The following is a 20,143-nucleotide window of genomic DNA, read 5'->3' as shown; positions in this document are numbered from 1 at the left end:
ATTTTCTTAAAAAAATGACAAATTCAACTACATTCAATTCCGAAAAAATTAATAAACATATAGTAAAATGGTTACTCGACTACGCTACTAATGCTAAAGTAAAAGGTTTTGTAGTAGGGATTTCAGGAGGAATCGATAGCGCACTAACCTCTACATTATGTGCACAAACTGGTTTACCAACACTTTGTGTTGAAATGCCAATTCATCAAGCTGAAAGTCATGTAAACAGAGCGAACGAACATATTGACCAATTAAAAAAACGCTTTTCTAATGTTAGCAATGAAAGAGCAGATTTAACTCCTGTTTTTGAAGCATTTACAAAGCAAACACCTTCCTCTGAAAACAAAGCATTATTCAACCTTTCCTTAGCAAATACACGCGCAAGACTCAGAATGACTACGCTTTATTATTTCGCTGGTATTAATGGCTATTTAGTTGTTGGAACTGGAAACAAAGTAGAAGATTTTGGTGTTGGTTTTTTTACTAAATATGGAGATGGTGGTGTCGATTTAAGTCCGATTGCAGATTTAATGAAAAGTGAAGTACGTTTGTTATCTAGTTATTTACAAGTTCCTGAAAGTATTTTAAAAGCAAAACCAACTGATGGTCTTTTTGGTGATAACAGAAGTGATGAAGATCAAATTGGTGCCAACTACGACGAACTAGAATGGGCAATGATTCAAACGGAAAACGAAAAAAAGATTGAAGATTTTTCTGGAAGAAAAGCCGATGTTTTCAATATATACACACGACTAAACACCATAAACCAACACAAAATGAACCCTATACCAGTTTGCGTTATTCCTAAAAAATTTAAATAATTATTTTATATAGTTTAGTTAATTAACAAGTAATTACATTTTTTTCCTTAACTTTGATTATAAATTTAATTTATTGTCTAATTTAACCCGTTACAATTATGATAAAAATTTGCATTGCCGATAACCATCCAGTTGTGATACAAGGTATTAAATCTTTTTTTTCAACAAATTCAACTGTTGAAGTAGTAGCGTCTGCAACTAACTTCGAAGAGCTTTCGAACTCATTACAATCGAAAGCTGTTAACATTTTAGTCTTAGATATTGAACTTAATGGAATTTCTAGCATTAGAGATATTAAATCTATAATAAAAGAAAATCCTGACACTAAAATTATACTTTTTACTGCAGTTTCTGAAAAGATGTATGCTCCAACAGCCATTAAAGCTGGTGTTTCTGCTTATTTACTAAAAACAAATCCTTTGAAAGAGTTAGAAATGGCTATTCTAAAAGTGAATCAAGGAATTGTAATTTTTAGTGAAGCTGTAAAAAGAAATATTGACCTTCTTAATAAAGGCAAGAAAACAGATCGTTTGTACAAAAAACTTTCAAGCAGAGAAATAGAAGTACTTCGCTACTTGAATGATGGTAAAAAGAACAAAGAGATTGCTGAAATTTTGACTTTAGACGAGAAAACAATTAGTACCTATAAGCTTCGTTTATTAGCGAAACTTAACGTTACTAACTTAGTTGACTTGTTAACAAAAGCGAAAAGTCTCGACATCATTTAAGAATATCGACTCATTACTCGTCCAAGTTTTTTAGAAAACACATTTGTTAATCCTAAATAATCCATTACCATAGATAATGCCTCTGAATTATCAGGCTTGTTTTGCGCTAGCATTTCAACTTTTAATTCTTCTATAATTTTATTAACCCAATACCATCTTAACGAAAGTATGGTTTCGGTTGTATATTGAGCTATTGTAGCATTCTTTGGTTTTACAAGTATTTGTTGGGATTCCCAATTATGTAAATTTTCTCTATCCTCATTCATCAGAATTGAGCTGACTTTTTGCGCAATAGTTACATCCAGTTGCATAATATACTTTTCTACCTCAAAAGTCTCATTTTGATGGTAATAATTTATTAAATTGGTGTAAATTGATTTAAAAACAGGATTTGCAAGTTCAATTTCATCTTCTTGAAGACTTAAATAAATACGTTGATAGACTTTATAAGGATTCACTTCTTTTACCTCAACAAGATCCCCCTCTTCGTTTGCCTTAATCATTATATCTTCGAATTCCTCTATCGCATTTCCATACAACAATAAAATCTCTATTACCTTCTGCTCTAGTTCGTCTTGAATATTTAATTTACTATTCGTTTCTGCCTCATCGTTTTTATGAACTTGAAATGCTTTTTGCTCTTCTTTTAGTTTTTTACCCGCTTCATTCAGTTCTTTTTTACCTAACTGTGCTAAAGTGTTAAACAAAACATCTTCCGAAATATCCATTATTCTTGAACATTCTTGTAAATAGACTTCTTGCTTTATTCTATCTGGAATTTTAGAAATACTAATAACCATATCCCTAATTAAATCAGCTTTTTTTATAGGGTCATTTTTAGCATCATTCATTAACAATGAAGCTTTAAACTGAATAAAATCTTTTGCATTTTCTTCTAAAAACAAAACCAACTGATCATGAGGCGTTTTTTTTGCAAAACTATCTGGATCTTCCCCATTTGGAAACGCACAAACCTTTACATTCATTCCTGCTTCTAGAATAAGATCGATTCCTCGAATTGAAGCTCTTAATCCCGCAGCATCACCATCGAAAAGTACTGTTATATTTTTTGTTAACCTATTAACTAGTCGAATTTGATCTGGGGTTAATGCAGTTCCAGAAGACGCAACTACATTTTCAATTCCAGCTTGATTGAACTGAATTACATCTGTATATCCTTCAACTAAAAAACAATTATCTAACTTTGCTATTGATTGTTTTGCATGATAAATTCCATACAAAACTTTACTTTTATGGTAGATATCACTCTCAGGAGAGTTTACATATTTAGCCGCTTTTTTATCATTGGTTAAAATTCTTCCGCCAAAACCAAGTACGCGACCACTCATACTTTGTATCGGAAACATTACACGTCCTTTAAACCTATCGAACTGCTTGTCTTCTTTTACAATTGTTAGTCCTGTTTTTTCTAAATATTCTAATTTATAGCCTTTTCCTAAAGCTTCTTTTGTAAGTGCATCCCAAGAATTTGGAGAATAACCTAAACTAAATTTCTTTATTGTTTCCGATGTAAACCCTCTTTCCTTAAAATATGTAAGTCCGATTGCTTTTCCCTCTTCTTCATTTAGTAAATTGTGGTGCATGAATTTATTTGCAAACTCCGAAACTAAATACATACTTTCTTTTTCATTAGCAACTGCTAAATCTTCATTGGTTTGTACCGTTTCTTCAACTTCTATATTATACTTCTTTGCTAAGTGTTTTATAGCCTCTGGATAGGTAAAATGCTCGTGTTCCATTAAAAATGTAACAACATTACCACCTTTCCCAGATGAAAAGTCTTTCCATATTTGCTTTACAGGAGAAACCATGAAAGAAGGTGATTTTTCATCTACGAATGGACTTAATCCTTTCAGATTACTACCTGAACGCTTTAACTGTACAAAGTCTCCAATAACCTCTTCTACTCGAGCGGTTTCAAATACGTTTTCTATAGTAGCTTGTGATATCAATTATTTTTTATTTTGGAATTGCTCCAAAGATACAAAGTTGTTCAAAAAAAGACACCTTATTTTCAAGATGTCTTCTACTATTTAATGATTTTATTTACTATTTAGAAACAACATTTTCTTTGCTTTTCTCAATTTTCATAAATCTAAAATCTGGATTACTATCTAACTGTGGATTAAGAAAAACATCTTCAATTTTTGAATCGCCAACTTGCACATTATATTTCATTAAGTTGTATCTATTCTCTACATCTGCCATTATTCCTTCTTTTTGAGTTCCAAAATTGTTTTTACAATGATTAATTACAACATTTTTAAGTTTTACTATTTCTTCAAACTCTTCGGTTACTAATTGATTTTTTACAATTAAAAAATCGCTAAACCCATAAACTACACTATTATTCATTGAAAGATAGCTGTTTTCATCTAAAAAGATTGCTTCTTTAACTAATCCTTGAGAACTATCTTCTACATTAACTAATGTTATATTTGATGTTTTAACATTCGTTTTATTTCTTGCAAAATCGAATTTTTCAATATCATCATAAGAACCGATTTCCATTGCTCTAGAACCTTGATAATCTGAAGAAAAAGGATTTCTAATTGCAATGCTATTCTTAAATACAGATTGAACTCCTAACGTGAAATCGAAATCATCATCTGTCGCTCTATAGGAAACCAATTTTTCTAAAACCACATTACCTCCATAAAACTCAAAAGAATCATCGTTACAATAACTCACTTGTATATTCCTTAATATTGTTTTATTCCCTACTCCTGCACAAGAAAGTCCATTTAATTCTTTTTTCTCACTTAATTTTCTTCCTGAATATTCAATTCTTACATAATTTAACATTCCAGAATCGCTTTCTAAATTATCACCTCCAAACACATTATACTTTGGGTCAAAATCAAATTTGAGTACTCCAACACCTCCATAATTATTAACAGGTGCATTTCCCATTAGAACCAAACCACCCCAATCTCCAGGACTTCTAGTATAGGTATCTCTATTTGTTGTAAAAATAATAGGAAAACCAGGTGAACCATTTGCCATTATTTTTGCTCCTTTGGTAACTACTAATGTTCCACATGTTTTATAATCTCCTCTAATTACTGTTCCTGGTTCTATCGTTAAAACAGCATTATTTGCTACATAAACCACTCCATGAAGTAAATAAGTATATCTATTCGACAAAGTGGTGTTTTCTGTTATTATACCTGTAAGTGTTTTGTTAGTTTCTTTATACTCTTGTTTCTTTGGATCGAAATTTGTCCAACTTTCTAACCAATTTTCAGTGCTTTGAATTCCTAAATCTGTTTGAGATTGTCCAACGAGACTATTTAAAATTATACTCAGTAATAAAATTCGTTTTTTCATGAGGAATAGATTGTTTGTTTTTTACATTTCAAATCTACTACTCTTCCTTTATGTGAATCTTTTGTTAGTTTTACGCTTTTGTTATGATAATCACTCCATGTGAAATAATTATTAAATTAAAAAGATGCCTTATTTTCACAAGACATCTTTTAGTATAAAACCCTAACCCAAATTTTTTAATTAAAATCAAAACGTATTCCTAATGAAACATTATTTTGATCGATTGCATTGTTTTTAAACATTGGATTAATATCATATTTCACATACAAACTCGTCTGTCCATATCCTACATAGGCACTCACTCCGTAGATAAAATCGGAAACATTAAAATCTCCTTTTTGCTTATCTTTATGATTATTTCCATCTATTTCATATTTCAATATCTGTTTCGATTTTACTCTAAATCCTCCATAACCTCCAATTCCTAAACGAAAAGAATCGTGTGTTCTAAAATAAGTTTCTCCTTCTTTATTTGTTTTTTTTGGTGTGAAATCGAATTCTAAATGTACTGGTGCAACTAAATAGACATTTCTGAAGCGTGACTCATTGTAATTTACAGTTCCTGTTTGTAGCTCTGTTTGATTACCATTTTTAGCAAAGTATCTATTATCTGTTGGTCTCAAATTATTATACATAACCGACAAACCATATTTTGCATGTAATAGATTATTATTTTTTAATATTCTAGAATTATATGTCATTCCCCATTCATAAAAATGCGAACCCCAAACTCTATAATCAGAATTTTCTAAATTTTCTCCTTTGGTTATTAAATTATTTAATCCACCAGCAAATACAAATTGAGAAGTTGTTCGCTTAGACCTACGCTCCATTTTATCTTTTTCACCACTATATATTTTAAAAGAACCTATATTATATTCTGTAATACCTCCAATAGAATCTCTAGAACTACTTCCTAATATTATTGAATGCCCTCCTCTTTCATTTTCACTTAAAGAATCATATTCTACTAATCCATCAACCTTGTCTTGTATCAACTTATTTAGTTTTGACTGCTCTTCTTCTACCTTTTTTTCAATTCGCAATGCTGTTTCATCAGCTGCTCGCTGTTTCATATCTAAAGCTTCAACTTTAGTTATAACTCCATCTTGTTCGTCTTTATCAATTAAGAATACCTGTTTCTTTAAAGCTGATTTTTCATTTTTTATTATAAAATCTATCCGTTTTGAAATCTCTTTTGCTCTTTTTTCAAAAGTCGTTTTTATAAGATCCTCAGAATTACTTGTTTCTTGTGCAGATAACTTACCAATTAATGTCAATAACATTACAAAGGTGTAAATAATAATTTTTTGCATAACTGTTCGTTTTTTAATTTAACCTGAATATTCTTCAGATTGATGATTTATGATTTGATTGAATGATTTTTATTCTTTTTTTTCGTCTGTTTCATAATTTCTATTAGCTAACAACGATTTCACTTGATTGAAGTTTCTTGTTAACTTATCTACATTGGTTTCTTTATAATCTTTATCTTGGTTTTTCTCTGCTGATTCTAACAAAGAAGATGAACTTACTTTTAATTTGAATTTATTATTCTCTTTAGTTACTTGTATGTTTTCTAAAGTAGCTAGCAGATTATCTGGTTTTATATTTTTAATCGACGTCTCTTTTTCCTCTTTCTTCTCTGGATCTTTATTCATAACCAAACCAGAATTAACATCCTTGTAAACAATAGTTTTCTCTACGACCTTATATTCTTGTTTCTTCTTGATTTCTAAACTGTTATTCACCCAGTTTGCTCCTTCCGATTTTTTAGTCACTTTGTCTTCTTCTAAGAGATGACCGTTCTTATCTATAACTTTATTATATCGTATCGAATCGGAAGTTGATTTTTCAAAAACCACATTGTTTTTATCAATAATCATATTATTTCCACGTTCATTATTAAGCATCCAAAAACCGACAGATGCAAGAATAAAGAATGATGCAGCAATATAAATCCACGAGAAGTTTTTCTTCTTTTTCTGATTTTCCTGAACAGTTAGCATAGCGTCTAACCTATCCCAAGCCATTTCTGTTGGTTTTAATTCCCTTGAACCCAACTTCTCTTTTATCTTGTTTTCAAAATTATTTGGTTCCATTTTTTCTTGTCTTTAATAGGTTAACTTGTTCTTGAAGCATTTTTCTTGCATGGGACAATTGCGATTTTGATGTTCCTTCGCTTATATTCAACATTTTCGCAATTTCACCGTGTTTATAACCTTCTATCGCAAATAAATTAAATATCATTCTATAACCATCTGGTAAATTATCAATTAGTAATTGAATATCATCTACCGTAAAACTTTCAATTTCTAAACTATCTTCTGTTTCTGATAAAATTACATTTTCAATTTCTTGATGCTGAAAAACGTTTTTCTTTACTCGAACAAAATCAATACATTCATTTACCATTATTCTTCTAATCCAACCTTCAAAACTTCCTTTATGTTCAAATTTTTTTAAATTCGTAAATACTTTCATGAATGCTGTTATCATTACATCTTCTGCATGATGTGTGTCTTTAATATATTGTCGACAGACACTTAACATTTTAGGAGAAAACTTCTCGTATAATTGATGTTGGGCCTGCCTATTGTTTAAGACCGCTTGTTCAATTATTTTTTTTTCTTCTCTATGTAAGTTTATTACTTTCATTTTAAATTTTAATTCACTCTGTTTGCTTTCAATTGAATTTACTATAAAATAACAACTGGTATAACTTTCTATTTATATAGACGAGATGATTTTTAAGATGGTTGCATTTGATTTAAAAAAACAGAACGCTTTAATCACTTCTTCTATTAACATAGACGAGATGATTAAAAAAAAGGTTGCATGAATTTTAAAAAATATTGCATTAGGTACTGAAAAAAAATCAGCACAACAATAAACAACTTGGAATGAATATAGAAATTATTTTTTTCTTTCGATAACATAATTCACCATCAACACAAGTGAATCCTTATAAGTAGAAGGCGGGAAATCTTGAATTAGCGTTAATGCTTCTTGTTGAAATTGGATCATTTTTTCTTCTGCATAAGTCAATCCCTTTTTGTCCTTCACAAACTGAATTACTTCACGAACTCTTTTTTTGTCTTTGTTGTAGTTTTTAACAGAATTGATTACCCATTTTTTTTCTTTAGAAGAACAATTATTCAAAGCATAAATTAATGGAAGTGTCATTTTCTGTTCTTTGATGTCAATTCCTGTAGGTTTTCCAATTGCATCGTCTGTATAATCGAATAAATCGTCTTTAATTTGAAAAGCCATTCCAATTAATTCTCCAAATTTTCTCATTTTTTCTACAACAGTAGAATCTTCTGGAACAACTGAACAAGCGCCTAAGGAACAACAGGCAGCAATTAGTGTTGCTGTTTTCTGGCGAATGATTTCGTAGTAAATATCTTCTGTAATATCTAATCTACGTGCTTTTTCAATTTGCAATAACTCTCCTTCGCTCATTTCTCGAACGGCTACAGATATTATTTTCAACAAATCGAAATCATTATTATCTATAGAAAGCAATAATCCTTTAGATAATAAATAATCACCAACTAAAACTGCTATTTTATTTTTCCAAAGCGCATTGATTGAGAAGAACCCTCTTCGTTTATTACTATCATCAACTACATCATCATGTACTAATGTTGCTGTATGGATTAACTCTATAACTGAAGCACCACGATAAGTACGCTCATTCACCTCATTGTTATTGGCAACCATCTTAGCTGTTAAGAAAACAAACATAGGTCGCATTTGTTTTCCTTTACGATTTACAATGTAGTGAGTAATCCTATTAAGTAGCGCCACTTTAGAAGTCATTGACTCACGGAACTTCTTTTCAAAAAGTTCCATTTCATTTAAAATGGGTTGTTTTATTTGCTCAACTATTTTCATTGTGGTAGCAAAAGTAACTAAAACAAAACTTGTAGCAAAACAAACATAAATAATCTATTAGTAGCATTAAAAATTTTAAGTCTTATTTGCTAATTGTCCACAAGCAGCATCGATGTCTTTTCCTCTACTTCTACGCACTTTAACTACAATATTATTTCGTTCTAAAGCATAAATATAATCTTCAGTTGCTTTTTCAGATGCTTGCTGAAACTCTCCATCATCAATTGGATTATATTCAATAAGGTTTACTTTACAAGGAACATATTTACAAAACTTAACTAAAGCGTCAATTGAAGCTTTATTATCATTAATCCCTTTCCAAACAACATATTCATAAGTAACTTTACTTTTTGTTTTTTGATACCAATATTCTAAAGCTTCTCTTAAATCGGGTAAAGGAAAGCTTTTCGTAAATGGCATAATATGATTACGTATCTCTTCAATTGCTGAATGTAATGATACCGCTAATTTAACTTTCACCTCATCATCTGCCATTTTCTTTATCATCTTAGAAACACCAGAAGTTGAAACGGTTATTCTTTTTGGAGACATACCTAAACCTTCTGGAGAAGTTATCATATCTATCGCTTTCATCACGTTAGGATAATTCATTAAAGGCTCGCCCATTCCCATGAAAACTATATTCGACAATGGTCTGTCATAATACAAACGACTTTCATTATCTATAGCCGCAACTTGATCGTATATTTCACCTGGTTCCAAATTTCTCATTCTTTTCAAACGAGCTGTTGCACAAAAATTACAATCTAAACTACAACCAACCTGACTAGAAACACACGCTGTTGTTCTAGTTTTTGTTGGAATCAATACCGATTCTACAATTAAATCATCATGCAAACGAACAGCATTTTTTACTGTACCATCTTCACTACGTTGCATTGTATCTACCTTGATATGATTAATTACAAAATTACTTTGCAACATTATTCTTGTTTCTTTAGAAACATTTGTCATATCTTCGAATGTATGTGCTCTTTTACTCCACAACCATTCGTATACTTGATTTCCTCTAAACGCTTTGTCTCCATTAGAAACAAAGAATTCTCTTAATTGCTCTTTCGTTAAAGCTCTTATGTCTTTTTTTGTCGTTTGCATGGTGCAAAGTTAGGTTAAATTGTTTACTCGTTAAATTGTTAATTTGTAATTTTGCAAAAAACAACTAATCATTATGCATTTTATCTCTGAAGATTTGGAAGATTATGTAGCTAATCATAGTCAAAATGAACCAGAATTATTAGCAAAATTAAACAAAGAAACCTATCAGAAAATTTTACAACCAAGAATGCTTAGTGGGCATTTTCAAGGTAGAGTTTTGAGTATGTTATCTAAAATCATCAATCCTGAGAACATCTTAGAAATTGGCACCTATACGGGCTACGCTACCTTATGTTTAGCTGAAGGAATGGCTAAAAATGGCTCAATTGACACCATAGACCTTAACGAAGAACTTTTCGATTTTCAGAAAAAATATTTTGATTTATCTGAATGGAGAAACCAGATTGTGCAACATCTTGGTAGCGGAATAGATATTATCCCTACCTTAAATAAAAAATATGATTTAGTTTTTATTGATGCTGATAAAGAAAACTATATTAACTATTTCCATTTAATTGTTCCAATAATGAATAAAGGAGGAATTATACTTTCTGATAATGTATTATGGAGCGGAAAAGTAGTAGAAGAACTTGATCCAAAAGATACAAGTACGAAAATACTACTTGAGTACAACCAACTTCTAAACAACGATACTAGAGTTGAAACTGTTTTACTTCCTATTCGAGATGGATTAACAGTGAGCCGAGTACTTTAAAAAATTATTATAGGTTCTGAGAAAAATACTTTCTCAGAACTATTATATAAAATTTATAAAAAATAGTTCCTGAAAAAATCCCAAATAAGTATCCAGTTAAAATATCCAGTGGAAAATGTAATCCTAAATATATTCTACTATAAGCAAATACTAAAGGAAAAAGAAAAACTACAAAAGCATACTTATAATATTTTCTCAAGATAAGAAAAACAAAAGTCATTGTAGCCATAGAATTAGATGCGTGCCCTGAAAAGAAGCTAAAAGTATCACTATGTTTAACTATTCTTATTATATCTTTTGTATCCAAATCATTACAAGGTCTTAATCTTGCAAAATTATATTTAAAAAGATTCGTAATTTGATCTGTAAAAGTGATCAACAAAGCTATAGATAACAATGCTATTCCTAAATTTTTCCATCCTATTCTTTTTTGAAGAATGAATAATAAAATAACAAAATATGGAATCCAATTGAGTTGTTTTGTAATCAATAACCAAAAGGCATCGTATTGTTCGGAACCTAATCCGTTAAGAAATATTAATAATTCTTTGTCTAGCGTAATAAGTTTTTCCAAAATTACATTTGTCTTTTAATTGGCCCTGTTAAATTTTCAATATCCTCTTTTACTTCCTTAATTGGATTTTGAATATCTGTAGCTACATCTTTTAAAGGGTTTACTGCATTTGTAATTCCTTCTTTTGCTTTACTAATTTCTTCAGAAATACCATTGGTAAGTGAATTCACGTCTAGTCCAGTGTCTTGTGCACTTTTACTAATCTCGCTTTTAATCTCATTTGTAGCATTCTTTAATTGAGCCATGGTTTTACCCATGAACTTTGCCATTTGCGGAATCTCTTTCGACCCAAACAACATTAAAATGGCTACGAGTATAAAAAAAATCTCTGAAAAACCGATACCAAACATCTGTTACTAAATTATTTTAAAGCAAAGTTACAAAGAAAAAAAGAACCTAATACCAAACTTATAAAATTTGATATTAGGTTTAACTCTTTTTTATATATTTTGAATTATTTTTTCTCTAATTCATCAAATTTAGAGATTACAGCTTCTGCAGGCCAAACATTGTTTGACGTATCAATATCTGCTGTTTCTAATTTTGGATCTAATTGAATTTTTACAATTTTCTTATCCGTTGCAAAAACTCTTTTAGCTGTTTCATTATTTTTTCTCCAAATTTGAACAGGAAAAGTATGCGTTTCAGTTGTTCCATCTTCAAATTGAAGCTCCACAATAATAGGCATCATTAATCCTCCTGGTTTTTCGAACTCTACTTCGTAAAAATATTTAGGATCTTTTAATGCTTTTCTTTCTTCTGTTGAGTAGTTTTTAGAAACATATTCGTCTAAAATTTGAACATCTTTAGTTTCAAGTGCTTTTTTAGTCGCTGAATCAAATTCTTTATGATGTTCATCTACTAAATAAATAAATGGTCCCATATCCTTTATGAATCTTCCTCTTTTAGCAACAAAATCTTTCACTTCTTGAGTTGGTACTAAAGAAACATAGTATTGTTTCACTTCTTTAATTCCTAAATCAACATAATCTGTTGAATAAAACCAACCTCTCCAAAACCAATCTAAATCTACAGCTGAAGCATCTTCCATTGTTCTAAAGAAATCTTCTGGCGTTGGATGTTTAAATTTCCATCTTTGTGCATACGTTTTAAATGCATGATCAAACAATTCTCTTCCCATAATTGTTTCACGTAGGATATTCAATCCTGTAGCAGGTTTTCCATAAGCATTAGCTCCGAAATTATAAATATTTTCTGAGTTTGACATGATTGGTTCAAGATACATTTGATTCCCTTTCATATAAGGTACAATTTTATCCGCTGGCCCTCTATCTGTTGGGAAATTTGGATCAAACTCTAGTTCCGTTAAATACTCTAAAAAAGTATTCAAACCTTCATCCATCCAAGTCCATTGTCTCTCGTCGGAATTTACAATCATAGGAAAGAAGTTATGACCAACTTCATGAATAACAACACCTAGCATTCCATATTTTATTCTATCAGAATATTTTCCATCTTTATCTGGACGACCAAAATTCCAACAAATCATAGGATATTCCATTCCTTGATCTTCTGCTGAAACAGATACCGCTTTAGGATAAGGATAATCAAAAGTATGTTTTGAATATGTTTTTAATGTCTGTGCTACAGCTTTCGTAGAAAAATCGCCCCATAAAGGATTTGCTTCTTTAGGATACATTGAAATAGCCATTGGCTTATTGGTTTCTAACTGAACCGCCATTGCATCTAACATAAACTTTCTTGATGTTGAAAAACCGAAATCACGAACGTTTTCTGCTTTAAATCGCCAAGTACTTTTCTTTTCTGAAAAACCTTTTTCAGCTGCTTCTGCTTCTGCTTGAGTTACAATTACAACTGGTTTATCGAATGTGTTTTCTGCTAAAGCCCATCTTTTCATTTGTTCTGCAGTAAAAACGTCTTTTCTGTTTTGGTGTACTCCTGTTGCTTCCATAATATGATCTGAAGGCACAGTAATACTAACATCATAATCACCAAAAACTAAAGCAAACTCTCCTCTACCCCAAAATTGCATATTTTGCCATCCTTCCACATCGCTATAAACAGCCATTCTTGGAAAAAACTGAGCTATTACATACAAACGATTTCCGTCATCGAATAATTCATACCCAGAACGACCACCGTCAACTTGATAGTTATTAATATTATACCACCATTTTATAGAAAAAGTGATTTTCCCTTTTGGTTGTAATGGTTTATCTAGATTAATACGCATCATTGTTTGATTGATGGTATAACTCATGTCTTTACCTGACTTATCTTTTACTTGTTCGATATTGAATCCACCTGCAAAGGAAGCTTCCAAAAATTTCTTAGCAAATTTATCTGGTGGCAATGCCAAATCCATTCTTTGGTTATCTACCAAAGGTGTTTTTGAGTCAGCAGCACGCATATTTTGATCTAACTGCACCCAAAGATATTCTAAAGGTTCTGGAGAATTATTATAGTAAGTAATTGTTTCAGAACCGTATAATTTTTGATTCTTGTCATCTAGTTCCAAATTCATCTTATAATCTGCTTTTTGCTGATAGTAAGCTGGCCCTGGTGCTCCAGATGCGGTTCTAAACATGTTAGGCGTTGCCATTAAATCATACATCTGACGAAATTTATTTTCGTTATAATGTCCTGATTCTTTTTTCTTATCTTCAGTTTTTTCATTTTGAGCCACAGCAAAAAATGAAGTCGCTAGTATTAAAACTGAAGAAAATAGAATTCTCTTTTTCATCTTGGGTTAATTAGTTTTAAAATTTCAAAAAGGCAGTTCTTTCAGAATTTGTTAATAAATAACTACTTTTTTCGTTATTGATATCAGTATGCAATAAATTTTGCTGATCTGAAAACATTTCTGTTAAAATTGAATTTTCGAATCCGAAAGTAGTAATTTTTTCAGAAAAACTAACTTTTAAATAACAAATTAACACATCATTATCAATTTCGGTACCTAAAAATTGCATTTCCACTGGTTTATTATTTATTGAGACACTCATTTTCTCTTTTAAATAACTTTTTACCAAATCTTTAGCTTCAGGAATTTCTCTATTTGAAGCTAAGTGTATTTTTTTATTGTATTTCTTTTCAAGAACCTTATTCAAATCATCAATAAAAATTCTTGATGTAATTTCAACTCTATTTTTTTTCGCTACATAATCAATTTGAGTCACAGAAACATAAAACTTATGCATTGTGAAAGATGTTACAATACAATACAAAAACAGTAAGGATATAATGTTAATTTTTTTTCTCATTTGGCAAATGTAATGATTCTTCTTTTTGTATTTTATATTCGCTTGCTTTAGTAATTAGATACTCTATCAGCATCAATTCATTCTCTGCTCGCAAAAATGTTGCCAATTCATAACTTGGCATTTCCGAAAAAGCTAAAAAAGAAACCAAATCTTCATTTTCTATTTTCAATGTAGAAACAAAAAAGTGATGCGAAAAACGTTGCTTCATATGTTCTGCAAAAGATTTAGTTTGAATATCTTTCAACCTTCTCATCTCAAAAGAATTATTCTCGTCTTTCTTTTTATTTCTACCTATTCCTAACAAATTACCTATTCCTTTACCAATAGCTATAAAATCAAAATTTGATCCATTTGGTGCGAAATGATTAGGAAAAGTTGAATTTTTCATTGGACTATTAAATCGTTCATCTCCATAATATTTCGTCTTGTTCATATCTATACCTGTGAATCCATAGGTCTTTATCTTTTTTGTATCTATTTCCAAAACACCGGTTAATGTAGAAGGAGTAACAACTACTTCATTTAACTCATTCACTCTTACGTCCAATCTCACTTCGAATTCTTCAGCTCTGATATCTTTCTCCGCAAGCACATATTTTTGAGAAACAAAAGACAAACCTTGGAAAAACAAAGTATCCTTTACTCTAGCCCTAATAGAAAATTTCCCATCAATATCAGATATTGCTCCAATATTCGAAGAAATATTAAAAATAGTAATATTTTCAACCTCTAAAGAATCTGCAATAATTCTACCATGAAGAACTTGTCTTTCTACACCTTGCGAAAAAGCAAATTGAACAAACATCAGAAAAACAAAAAACAATTTATTTCTTTTCATCTTTCTTTTCTTTTTTATTCAATTCTTTAAGTTCAATATATTCAGAGGCTAATTGACTTAAAATAAATGTTGCCATTGTTTTATTATCACCTTTCATAACATTAACATATCTTGGATCTTCTACAACATAAAAAAGAAATCCTTCTACATAATCTTCTGGAATTTTTAACGTATTTATAATATATTCTTTTTGAAAAATATCACTCGTTTTTTCTTGTAGCCTTTCTTTCCTTTCAACTTCTAGCTCTTTTTTAAGCATTTTTGTCCTTCCGCTTATTGCATTGATAAGACCATCAACATCCATTCCTCCTACAGGAATTAACAACGGACTATACCATTTAAAATCTCCAGCCGTCACTAACTTTCTTTCCGCTGGAGTATAGCGTCTTTGCCCTTTTGGAACAATCCCTAAAGCTTCAGCATTAATATTCCTATATTTTGTTAAGGTTACCTCAGATAATTGATTAATATGAGCTTCCATTGGAATAAACACAAGATCTTTGGTAAAATCGCTAGCAACTACAACTCTTTGATATCCTTTTAAATACACCGCACTAAACATCAAAGTATCATTTACCTTAGCTTTAATCTTAAAGTAGCCGCCTCGTTCAGAAACCACTCCAGTACCTTCAGAAACATTAATAATATGTATTTCATCTAAAAAATCAGATTCCGAAACAATTTTACCATTAAAAATTGAATCGCTTTGAGACCAAAGGAAAAGAGGAAAAAGGAATAGAAGAAGTATTTTTCTTGACATTAATTATTAATTTAATAGAGTTTTGTAAAATTAATAGAGTTTTGTGCCAATTAAATACTAATAAGATTATAAACTTTTGTTAATTGAAAAAATGTAATTTTGAAAAAAAATAAAAAATGAGAAATATAATTATAGCAAGTACTTCAACACTTCATAATGGAACGTATTTAGATTATTTACTTCCATTACTTGAAAAACATTTCAAAAACGCATCTACAATTTTATTTATTCCTTATGCCAGACCAGGTGGAATATCACATGATGAATACACTTCAATCGTAAGAGAATCATTTTTAAGCATTAATAAAGAGGTTAAAGGAATACATGAATTCGAAAATCCTCAAAAGGCAATTGAAAATGCTGAAGCTATTTTTACTGGTGGTGGAAACACTTTTGTGTTAGTGAGTGAACTATACCGAAATAATGTTCTGGACACTATTGAAAAAGCAGTTAAAAATGGAACTCCTTATCTTGGAACAAGCGCAGGAAGTAATATCTGTGGCTTAACAATGAATACAACAAACGACATGCCTATTGTATATCCACCAAGTTTTAGAACATTAGGTTTCGTTTCCTTTAATATTAATCCTCATTATTTAGACCCTGACACCAACTCTAAACACATGGGAGAAACTAGAGAAACACGCATTAAAGAATTTCACGCTTATAATCCGCAACCCGTTTTAGGATTAAGAGAAGGAAGTTGGCTGGAAGTTAATGGTGATTCTATAAAATTAAAAGGAGAACTAACTGCTCGATTATTCAAACAAAACCAAGAACCGATTGAAATTGAACCTGAAACAGAACTAAACACTCTAAAATAAAAACAAAAAAACCTCAAACAAAAATTTTGAGGTTTTTTTTGGAGCGGAAGACGAGGCTCGAACTCGCGACAACCAGCTTGGAAGGCTGGAGCTCTACCAACTGAGCTACTTCCGCAGGTGATGATTCTTTTAAAACTTACATCAAAGTTTTGGAGCGGAAGACGAGGCTCGAACTCGCGACAACCAGCTTGGAAGGCTGGAGCTCTACCAACTGAGCTACTTCCGCAGGTGATGATTCTTTTAAAACTTACATCAAAGTTTTGGAGCGGAAGACGAGGCTCGAACTCGCGACAACCAGCTTGGAAGGCTGGAGCTCTACCAACTGAGCTACTTCCGCTTTTGTGAGTGCAAATATACTTCAATTCTATTTTCAATTGCAAGTTTTTTTTTAAAAAAAATACAATTATCTTTACATCACCCCAAAATACTACCAGCAACAAACTCTAATTTATTACAAATGAGAAGTTTAAAAAAATGCTGAAGTTTAAAAAAAAATCATTCAAAGAGAAATCTTGTATTAAGCTTCATGTTTTAATACATAAAAAAACCAATTTTTCCTTTTTTTCCAAAAATGAAGACATAAAACCTACTCGAATTTCTGAAAAGTCAAATATATTTTATAAAAAAAACAAAGCACAGACTTTAAAAAACATCAAGTACTCTTTAAACATTATTGCGATCATTTCAAGGTATGGTTTTATCCCATTACCTCAAAAAAAACCACACTACTCTTAATCGCTTAAAATTTGGCTCCATTTTTGAAATAGAATCAATCGAAAATCCTTATCTTATGTACAGAAAATTGACAAAAAAGACAGGTAAAATAAAAAATCACTATTTATAGTGAGCATTAAAACAAAAAGCAAACCTAATTTTGCATCAAACAAATAACAATACGAGAGTTTACTCTTTAAAAAATTAGAATATCTAGAAATAGCTAAAAAAAATATTTATGATTAAAAATATACTTTTCACTTTCTTTTTCCTTTCCTTGATTAGTTGTAAAAACACACCTAGCACTGATACTATTTCTGAAAATAAAGAAGAAATAAAAGAAATTAGTCGTCCAATTCCGATTGAACATTTTGAAACACTGAATGATAGTTTAAAATTATACTATAGTAAATTAAACAATCATGAAATATGGTTTAACAAAAAAAATCGTCAAGATTTAATAAGTGAGATTAAAAACTCCTATAAAGAAGGTCTGAACCCAGATGATTATAACTTAAAGAAAATTGAGCCACTAGAAAAGAAAAGAGATTCCCTAAAAGACAATGATGTATTTGAATATGACATTTTACTTACAACTACTTTTGAAAAACTAGCACTTCATCTTTACAAAGGAAAATTGAATCCAAAGAAATTGTATGACGACTGGGATTTAAAAACTAAAACTATAGCCCTTTCTTCATATTTAGAAAAAGGAATAACTTCTAAAACATTAGATAAAACATTTAATGAAATTAAACCACAGCATTTCATCTATAATCAAATTAAAAAAAGCCTTTTAGTTTTAGACAAGTATCCTGACTATGACTTCAAAAAGAATAAAATTGATACTAAAATTGAATTTCATGACACCATTGACGAAATTATAACAATTAAACATAAACTTGCTTACTGGAAAGACTACACAAGAAAAGACAGTATTACGACACCAATTTACGACACGATAACTTTTATTGCTGTCAAGAAGTTTCAAGCTAGAAACGGCTTAAAATCTGATGGTGTGATTGGAAACGGAACAATCAAAGCCTTAAATTTCTCAAAAGAAGAAAGAAAAGAACAAATTATAGCTAATTTAGAACGTTGGAAATGGTTTCCTAAAGATTTTGGAGAAAATTATTTAATCACAAATCTACCTGATTATCAAATTGCTTATGTTTTTAAAAATGATACAATAGCAAAGCACAATATTGTTGTTGGAACACCAAAAAGAAAAACTCCTGTATTAACTTCTAAATTATCTAATTTAGTCTTTAACCCTACTTGGACAGTACCTCCAACAATCATTAAAGAAGACCTTACTCCTTCTGCAAAGAAGAATATAACATATTTTGAAAGAACTAGAATGACTATCTATGATTCAACTGGAAGCAAAGTTACTCCTGAAGAATGGGATTCTGAAAGAGCGCGATCGTATCGATATGTCCAAAATTCTGGATATAATAATTCCTTAGGTCTAGTGAAATTTAATTTCCCTAATAGGCATTTAGTATACCTTCATGACACCAATCATAGAGATTATTTTTCAAGAGAATATAGAGCCCTGAGCTCTGGCTGTGTTAGAATTGAAAATCCTTTGGATTTATCTGAAAAAATATTGAAAAACGAAAAGAAAAAATTAACAAAAACTGACATTGATACAATCATAAAAAGAAAAAACATCAAAACCGTTCCTATTCAAAACGAAATTAATGTTTATTTTTTATATTGGACTAACTGGCTAGACAAAGACGGGTTACAATTTCGTGAGGATATTTATAATCTCGACAAAAAACTGTATCGTTCTTTACGAAGCTAATTTAGATTTTCTAATATAACTTCTAGAAGGATGATAAATAAAAAGACAAGATTTATCTTTAATAAGTTCAATTAATTCTGCTGAAATTTCATTTGGAACTGCTGGACAACCGAGGCTTCTACCTAAACGTCCATTAGATTTTATGAAGTCCTCAGAAACATATTCTGCACCATGAATAACCACAGCACGATCTCTAGCTTTATCGTTTATACCATATTCTAAACCATCTAAACGCAAAGAAAGTCCATGCTTACCAATATACGTTTCTCCAGTTGCATAAAAACCTAAACTACTTTGATAGGATTCGGATCTATTCGAAAAATCATTTGCAAATACATCTCCAGAATTTCTTCCATGAGCAACTAACGAACGTAATACAACTTCTTTAGTTGTCATATCTATAACCCACATTCTTTCTTCATTTGCTGACAAACTAAAATCAACAATCGTTAAATATTCCTTTTCAATTACCCCTTGCTCTTTCAAACTATTATAACCTTCAAAAGCTTTTAAAAAACTTTCAAAATTTGGCAATGAATATTTATTTGATTCTATATCTTCATAAAAAGATTTACACTTTACTTCTAGAGATAGCTTTAATTTAGCTGCCAATAATTTTGGATCAGTTCCTTTTTTATCACCTTCAACTCCAGTAGAGTGACTAACGGCAGTAAAATTCAAAAATAAAAAACTTAGCGCAAAAAGGGTTAATAATCGGTAATTCATTGTGTCAGTTATAGTTAT

The 20,143-nt window shown here is 30.4% G+C and carries 19 protein-coding genes and 3 tRNA genes; 5 read left to right on the top strand and 17 right to left on the bottom strand.

The genetic code is table 11. From position 1 onward, the window contains the following. Positions 1–14: 14 nt before the first annotated feature. Both nadE and L2Z92_RS09895 read left to right on the top strand, forming a co-directional pair. Positions 15–821, top strand: coding sequence for an NAD(+) synthase (nadE, locus tag L2Z92_RS09900; RefSeq protein ID WP_236458731.1), 807 nt, complete (start codon positions 15–17; stop codon positions 819–821). Positions 822–919: 98 nt separating this feature from the next. Continuing rightward, a complete protein-coding gene (locus L2Z92_RS09895; RefSeq protein WP_236458730.1) occupies positions 920–1,549 on the top strand; it encodes a response regulator transcription factor in 630 nt (209 codons plus the stop codon). Here the strand turns inward: L2Z92_RS09895 and dnaG are convergent. From dnaG to rlmN, 7 genes are all read right to left on the bottom strand, one after another. Continuing rightward, positions 1,546–3,522: a DNA primase gene (dnaG, locus tag L2Z92_RS09890; protein WP_236458728.1), complete on the bottom strand. Its 1,977-nt coding sequence runs from the start codon at positions 3,520–3,522 to the stop codon at positions 1,546–1,548. The two genes, L2Z92_RS09895 and dnaG, sit on opposite strands and share 4 nt — an antisense overlap. Positions 3,523–3,619: 97 nt before the next feature. Continuing rightward, positions 3,620–4,900, bottom strand: a complete 1,281-nt coding sequence (locus tag L2Z92_RS09885) for a hypothetical protein (RefSeq protein WP_236458726.1) — start codon at positions 4,898–4,900, stop codon at positions 3,620–3,622. Between the two features lie 176 nt (positions 4,901–5,076). Next, positions 5,077–6,216 carry a hypothetical protein gene (locus L2Z92_RS09880; protein WP_236458725.1) on the bottom strand — a complete coding sequence of 380 codons (1,140 nt, stop codon included), beginning with the start codon at positions 6,214–6,216 and terminating at the stop codon, positions 5,077–5,079. A gap of 69 nt (positions 6,217–6,285) precedes the next feature. Then, a complete protein-coding gene (locus L2Z92_RS09875) occupies positions 6,286–7,002 on the bottom strand; it encodes a hypothetical protein (protein ID WP_236458723.1) in 717 nt (238 codons plus the stop codon). Beyond that, complete coding sequence (locus L2Z92_RS09870; RefSeq protein WP_236458721.1) at positions 6,989–7,558, bottom strand: RNA polymerase sigma factor; 570 nt, start codon at positions 7,556–7,558, stop codon at positions 6,989–6,991. The genes L2Z92_RS09875 and L2Z92_RS09870 overlap by 14 nt, the downstream gene beginning before the upstream one ends. Positions 7,559–7,816: 258 nt before the next feature. Next, positions 7,817–8,800, bottom strand: coding sequence for a polyprenyl synthetase family protein (locus L2Z92_RS09865; RefSeq protein ID WP_236458720.1), 984 nt, complete (start codon positions 8,798–8,800; stop codon positions 7,817–7,819). A 75-nt stretch (positions 8,801–8,875) separates the two neighbouring features. Beyond that, on the bottom strand, positions 8,876–9,916 hold the full coding sequence (gene rlmN / locus L2Z92_RS09860; RefSeq protein WP_236458718.1) for a 23S rRNA (adenine(2503)-C(2))-methyltransferase RlmN: 1,041 nt from the start codon (positions 9,914–9,916) through the stop codon (positions 8,876–8,878). A gap of 73 nt (positions 9,917–9,989) precedes the next feature. On the opposite strand from rlmN, the gene L2Z92_RS09855 reads away from it, so the two are divergent. Then, positions 9,990–10,631 (top strand): O-methyltransferase, encoded by a 642-nt coding sequence (locus tag L2Z92_RS09855; protein ID WP_236458716.1) that lies wholly within the window; start codon positions 9,990–9,992, stop codon positions 10,629–10,631. Between the two features lie 7 nt (positions 10,632–10,638). Here L2Z92_RS09855 and L2Z92_RS09850 read toward each other — a convergent pair whose 3' ends face one another. The 6 genes from L2Z92_RS09850 to L2Z92_RS09825 form a co-directional block, all read right to left on the bottom strand. Next, positions 10,639–11,208, bottom strand: coding sequence for a phosphatase PAP2 family protein (locus L2Z92_RS09850; protein WP_236458842.1), 570 nt, complete (start codon positions 11,206–11,208; stop codon positions 10,639–10,641). Further along, positions 11,208–11,555, bottom strand: coding sequence for a Sec-independent protein translocase subunit TatA/TatB (locus L2Z92_RS09845; RefSeq protein WP_236458714.1), 348 nt, complete (start codon positions 11,553–11,555; stop codon positions 11,208–11,210). The genes L2Z92_RS09850 and L2Z92_RS09845 overlap by 1 nt, the downstream gene beginning before the upstream one ends. A 104-nt stretch (positions 11,556–11,659) precedes the next feature. Next, the gene (locus L2Z92_RS09840; RefSeq protein WP_236458712.1) at positions 11,660–13,930 is read right to left on the bottom strand and encodes a M1 family metallopeptidase; all 2,271 of its coding nucleotides are present in this window, start codon (positions 13,928–13,930) and stop codon (positions 11,660–11,662) included. 16 nt (positions 13,931–13,946) lie between these two features. Then, positions 13,947–14,387 (bottom strand): DUF6702 family protein, encoded by a 441-nt coding sequence (locus tag L2Z92_RS09835; RefSeq protein WP_236458704.1) that lies wholly within the window; start codon positions 14,385–14,387, stop codon positions 13,947–13,949. A 46-nt stretch (positions 14,388–14,433) separates the two neighbouring features. After that, complete coding sequence (locus L2Z92_RS09830) at positions 14,434–15,288, bottom strand: carboxypeptidase-like regulatory domain-containing protein (RefSeq protein ID WP_236458703.1); 855 nt, start codon at positions 15,286–15,288, stop codon at positions 14,434–14,436. Continuing rightward, entirely contained in the window at positions 15,275–16,048 is a 774-nt protein-coding gene (locus L2Z92_RS09825) for a hypothetical protein (protein WP_236458701.1), read from the bottom strand. Before L2Z92_RS09825 ends, L2Z92_RS09830 begins: the two co-directional genes overlap by 14 nt. A gap of 116 nt (positions 16,049–16,164) precedes the next feature. On the opposite strand from L2Z92_RS09825, the gene pepE reads away from it, so the two are divergent. Further along, positions 16,165–16,872: a dipeptidase PepE gene (gene pepE, locus L2Z92_RS09820; protein ID WP_236458700.1), complete on the top strand. Its 708-nt coding sequence runs from the start codon at positions 16,165–16,167 to the stop codon at positions 16,870–16,872. Between the two features lie 39 nt (positions 16,873–16,911). Here the strand turns inward: pepE and L2Z92_RS09815 are convergent. The 3 genes from L2Z92_RS09815 to L2Z92_RS09805 all read right to left on the bottom strand — a co-directional run bounded on the left by L2Z92_RS09815 (position 16,912) and on the right by L2Z92_RS09805 (position 17,209). Next, positions 16,912–16,987, bottom strand: a tRNA-Gly gene (locus L2Z92_RS09815). Between the two features lie 35 nt (positions 16,988–17,022). Further along, positions 17,023–17,098: transfer RNA gene (locus L2Z92_RS09810), tRNA-Gly, on the bottom strand. Between the two features lie 35 nt (positions 17,099–17,133). Next, positions 17,134–17,209, bottom strand: a tRNA-Gly gene (locus L2Z92_RS09805). Positions 17,210–17,824: 615 nt separating this feature from the next. Here L2Z92_RS09805 and L2Z92_RS09800 point away from each other — a divergent pair. After that, positions 17,825–19,399 carry a L,D-transpeptidase family protein gene (locus tag L2Z92_RS09800; RefSeq protein WP_236458698.1) on the top strand — a complete coding sequence of 525 codons (1,575 nt, stop codon included), beginning with the start codon at positions 17,825–17,827 and terminating at the stop codon, positions 19,397–19,399. Here the strand turns inward: L2Z92_RS09800 and L2Z92_RS09795 are convergent. Then, a complete protein-coding gene (locus tag L2Z92_RS09795) occupies positions 19,388–20,125 on the bottom strand; it encodes a murein L,D-transpeptidase catalytic domain family protein (protein ID WP_236458696.1) in 738 nt (245 codons plus the stop codon). The genes L2Z92_RS09800 and L2Z92_RS09795 overlap by 12 nt on opposite strands. Between the last annotated feature and the right edge of the window lie 18 nt (positions 20,126–20,143).

This window comes from Flavobacterium jumunjinense (genome assembly GCF_021650975.2).
GTDB classification, from domain to species: domain Bacteria; phylum Bacteroidota; class Bacteroidia; order Flavobacteriales; family Flavobacteriaceae; genus Flavobacterium; species Flavobacterium jumunjinense.
Note: the sequence above shows the minus strand (reverse complement) of the source record. Positions and strands in the feature narration are given on the sequence as shown.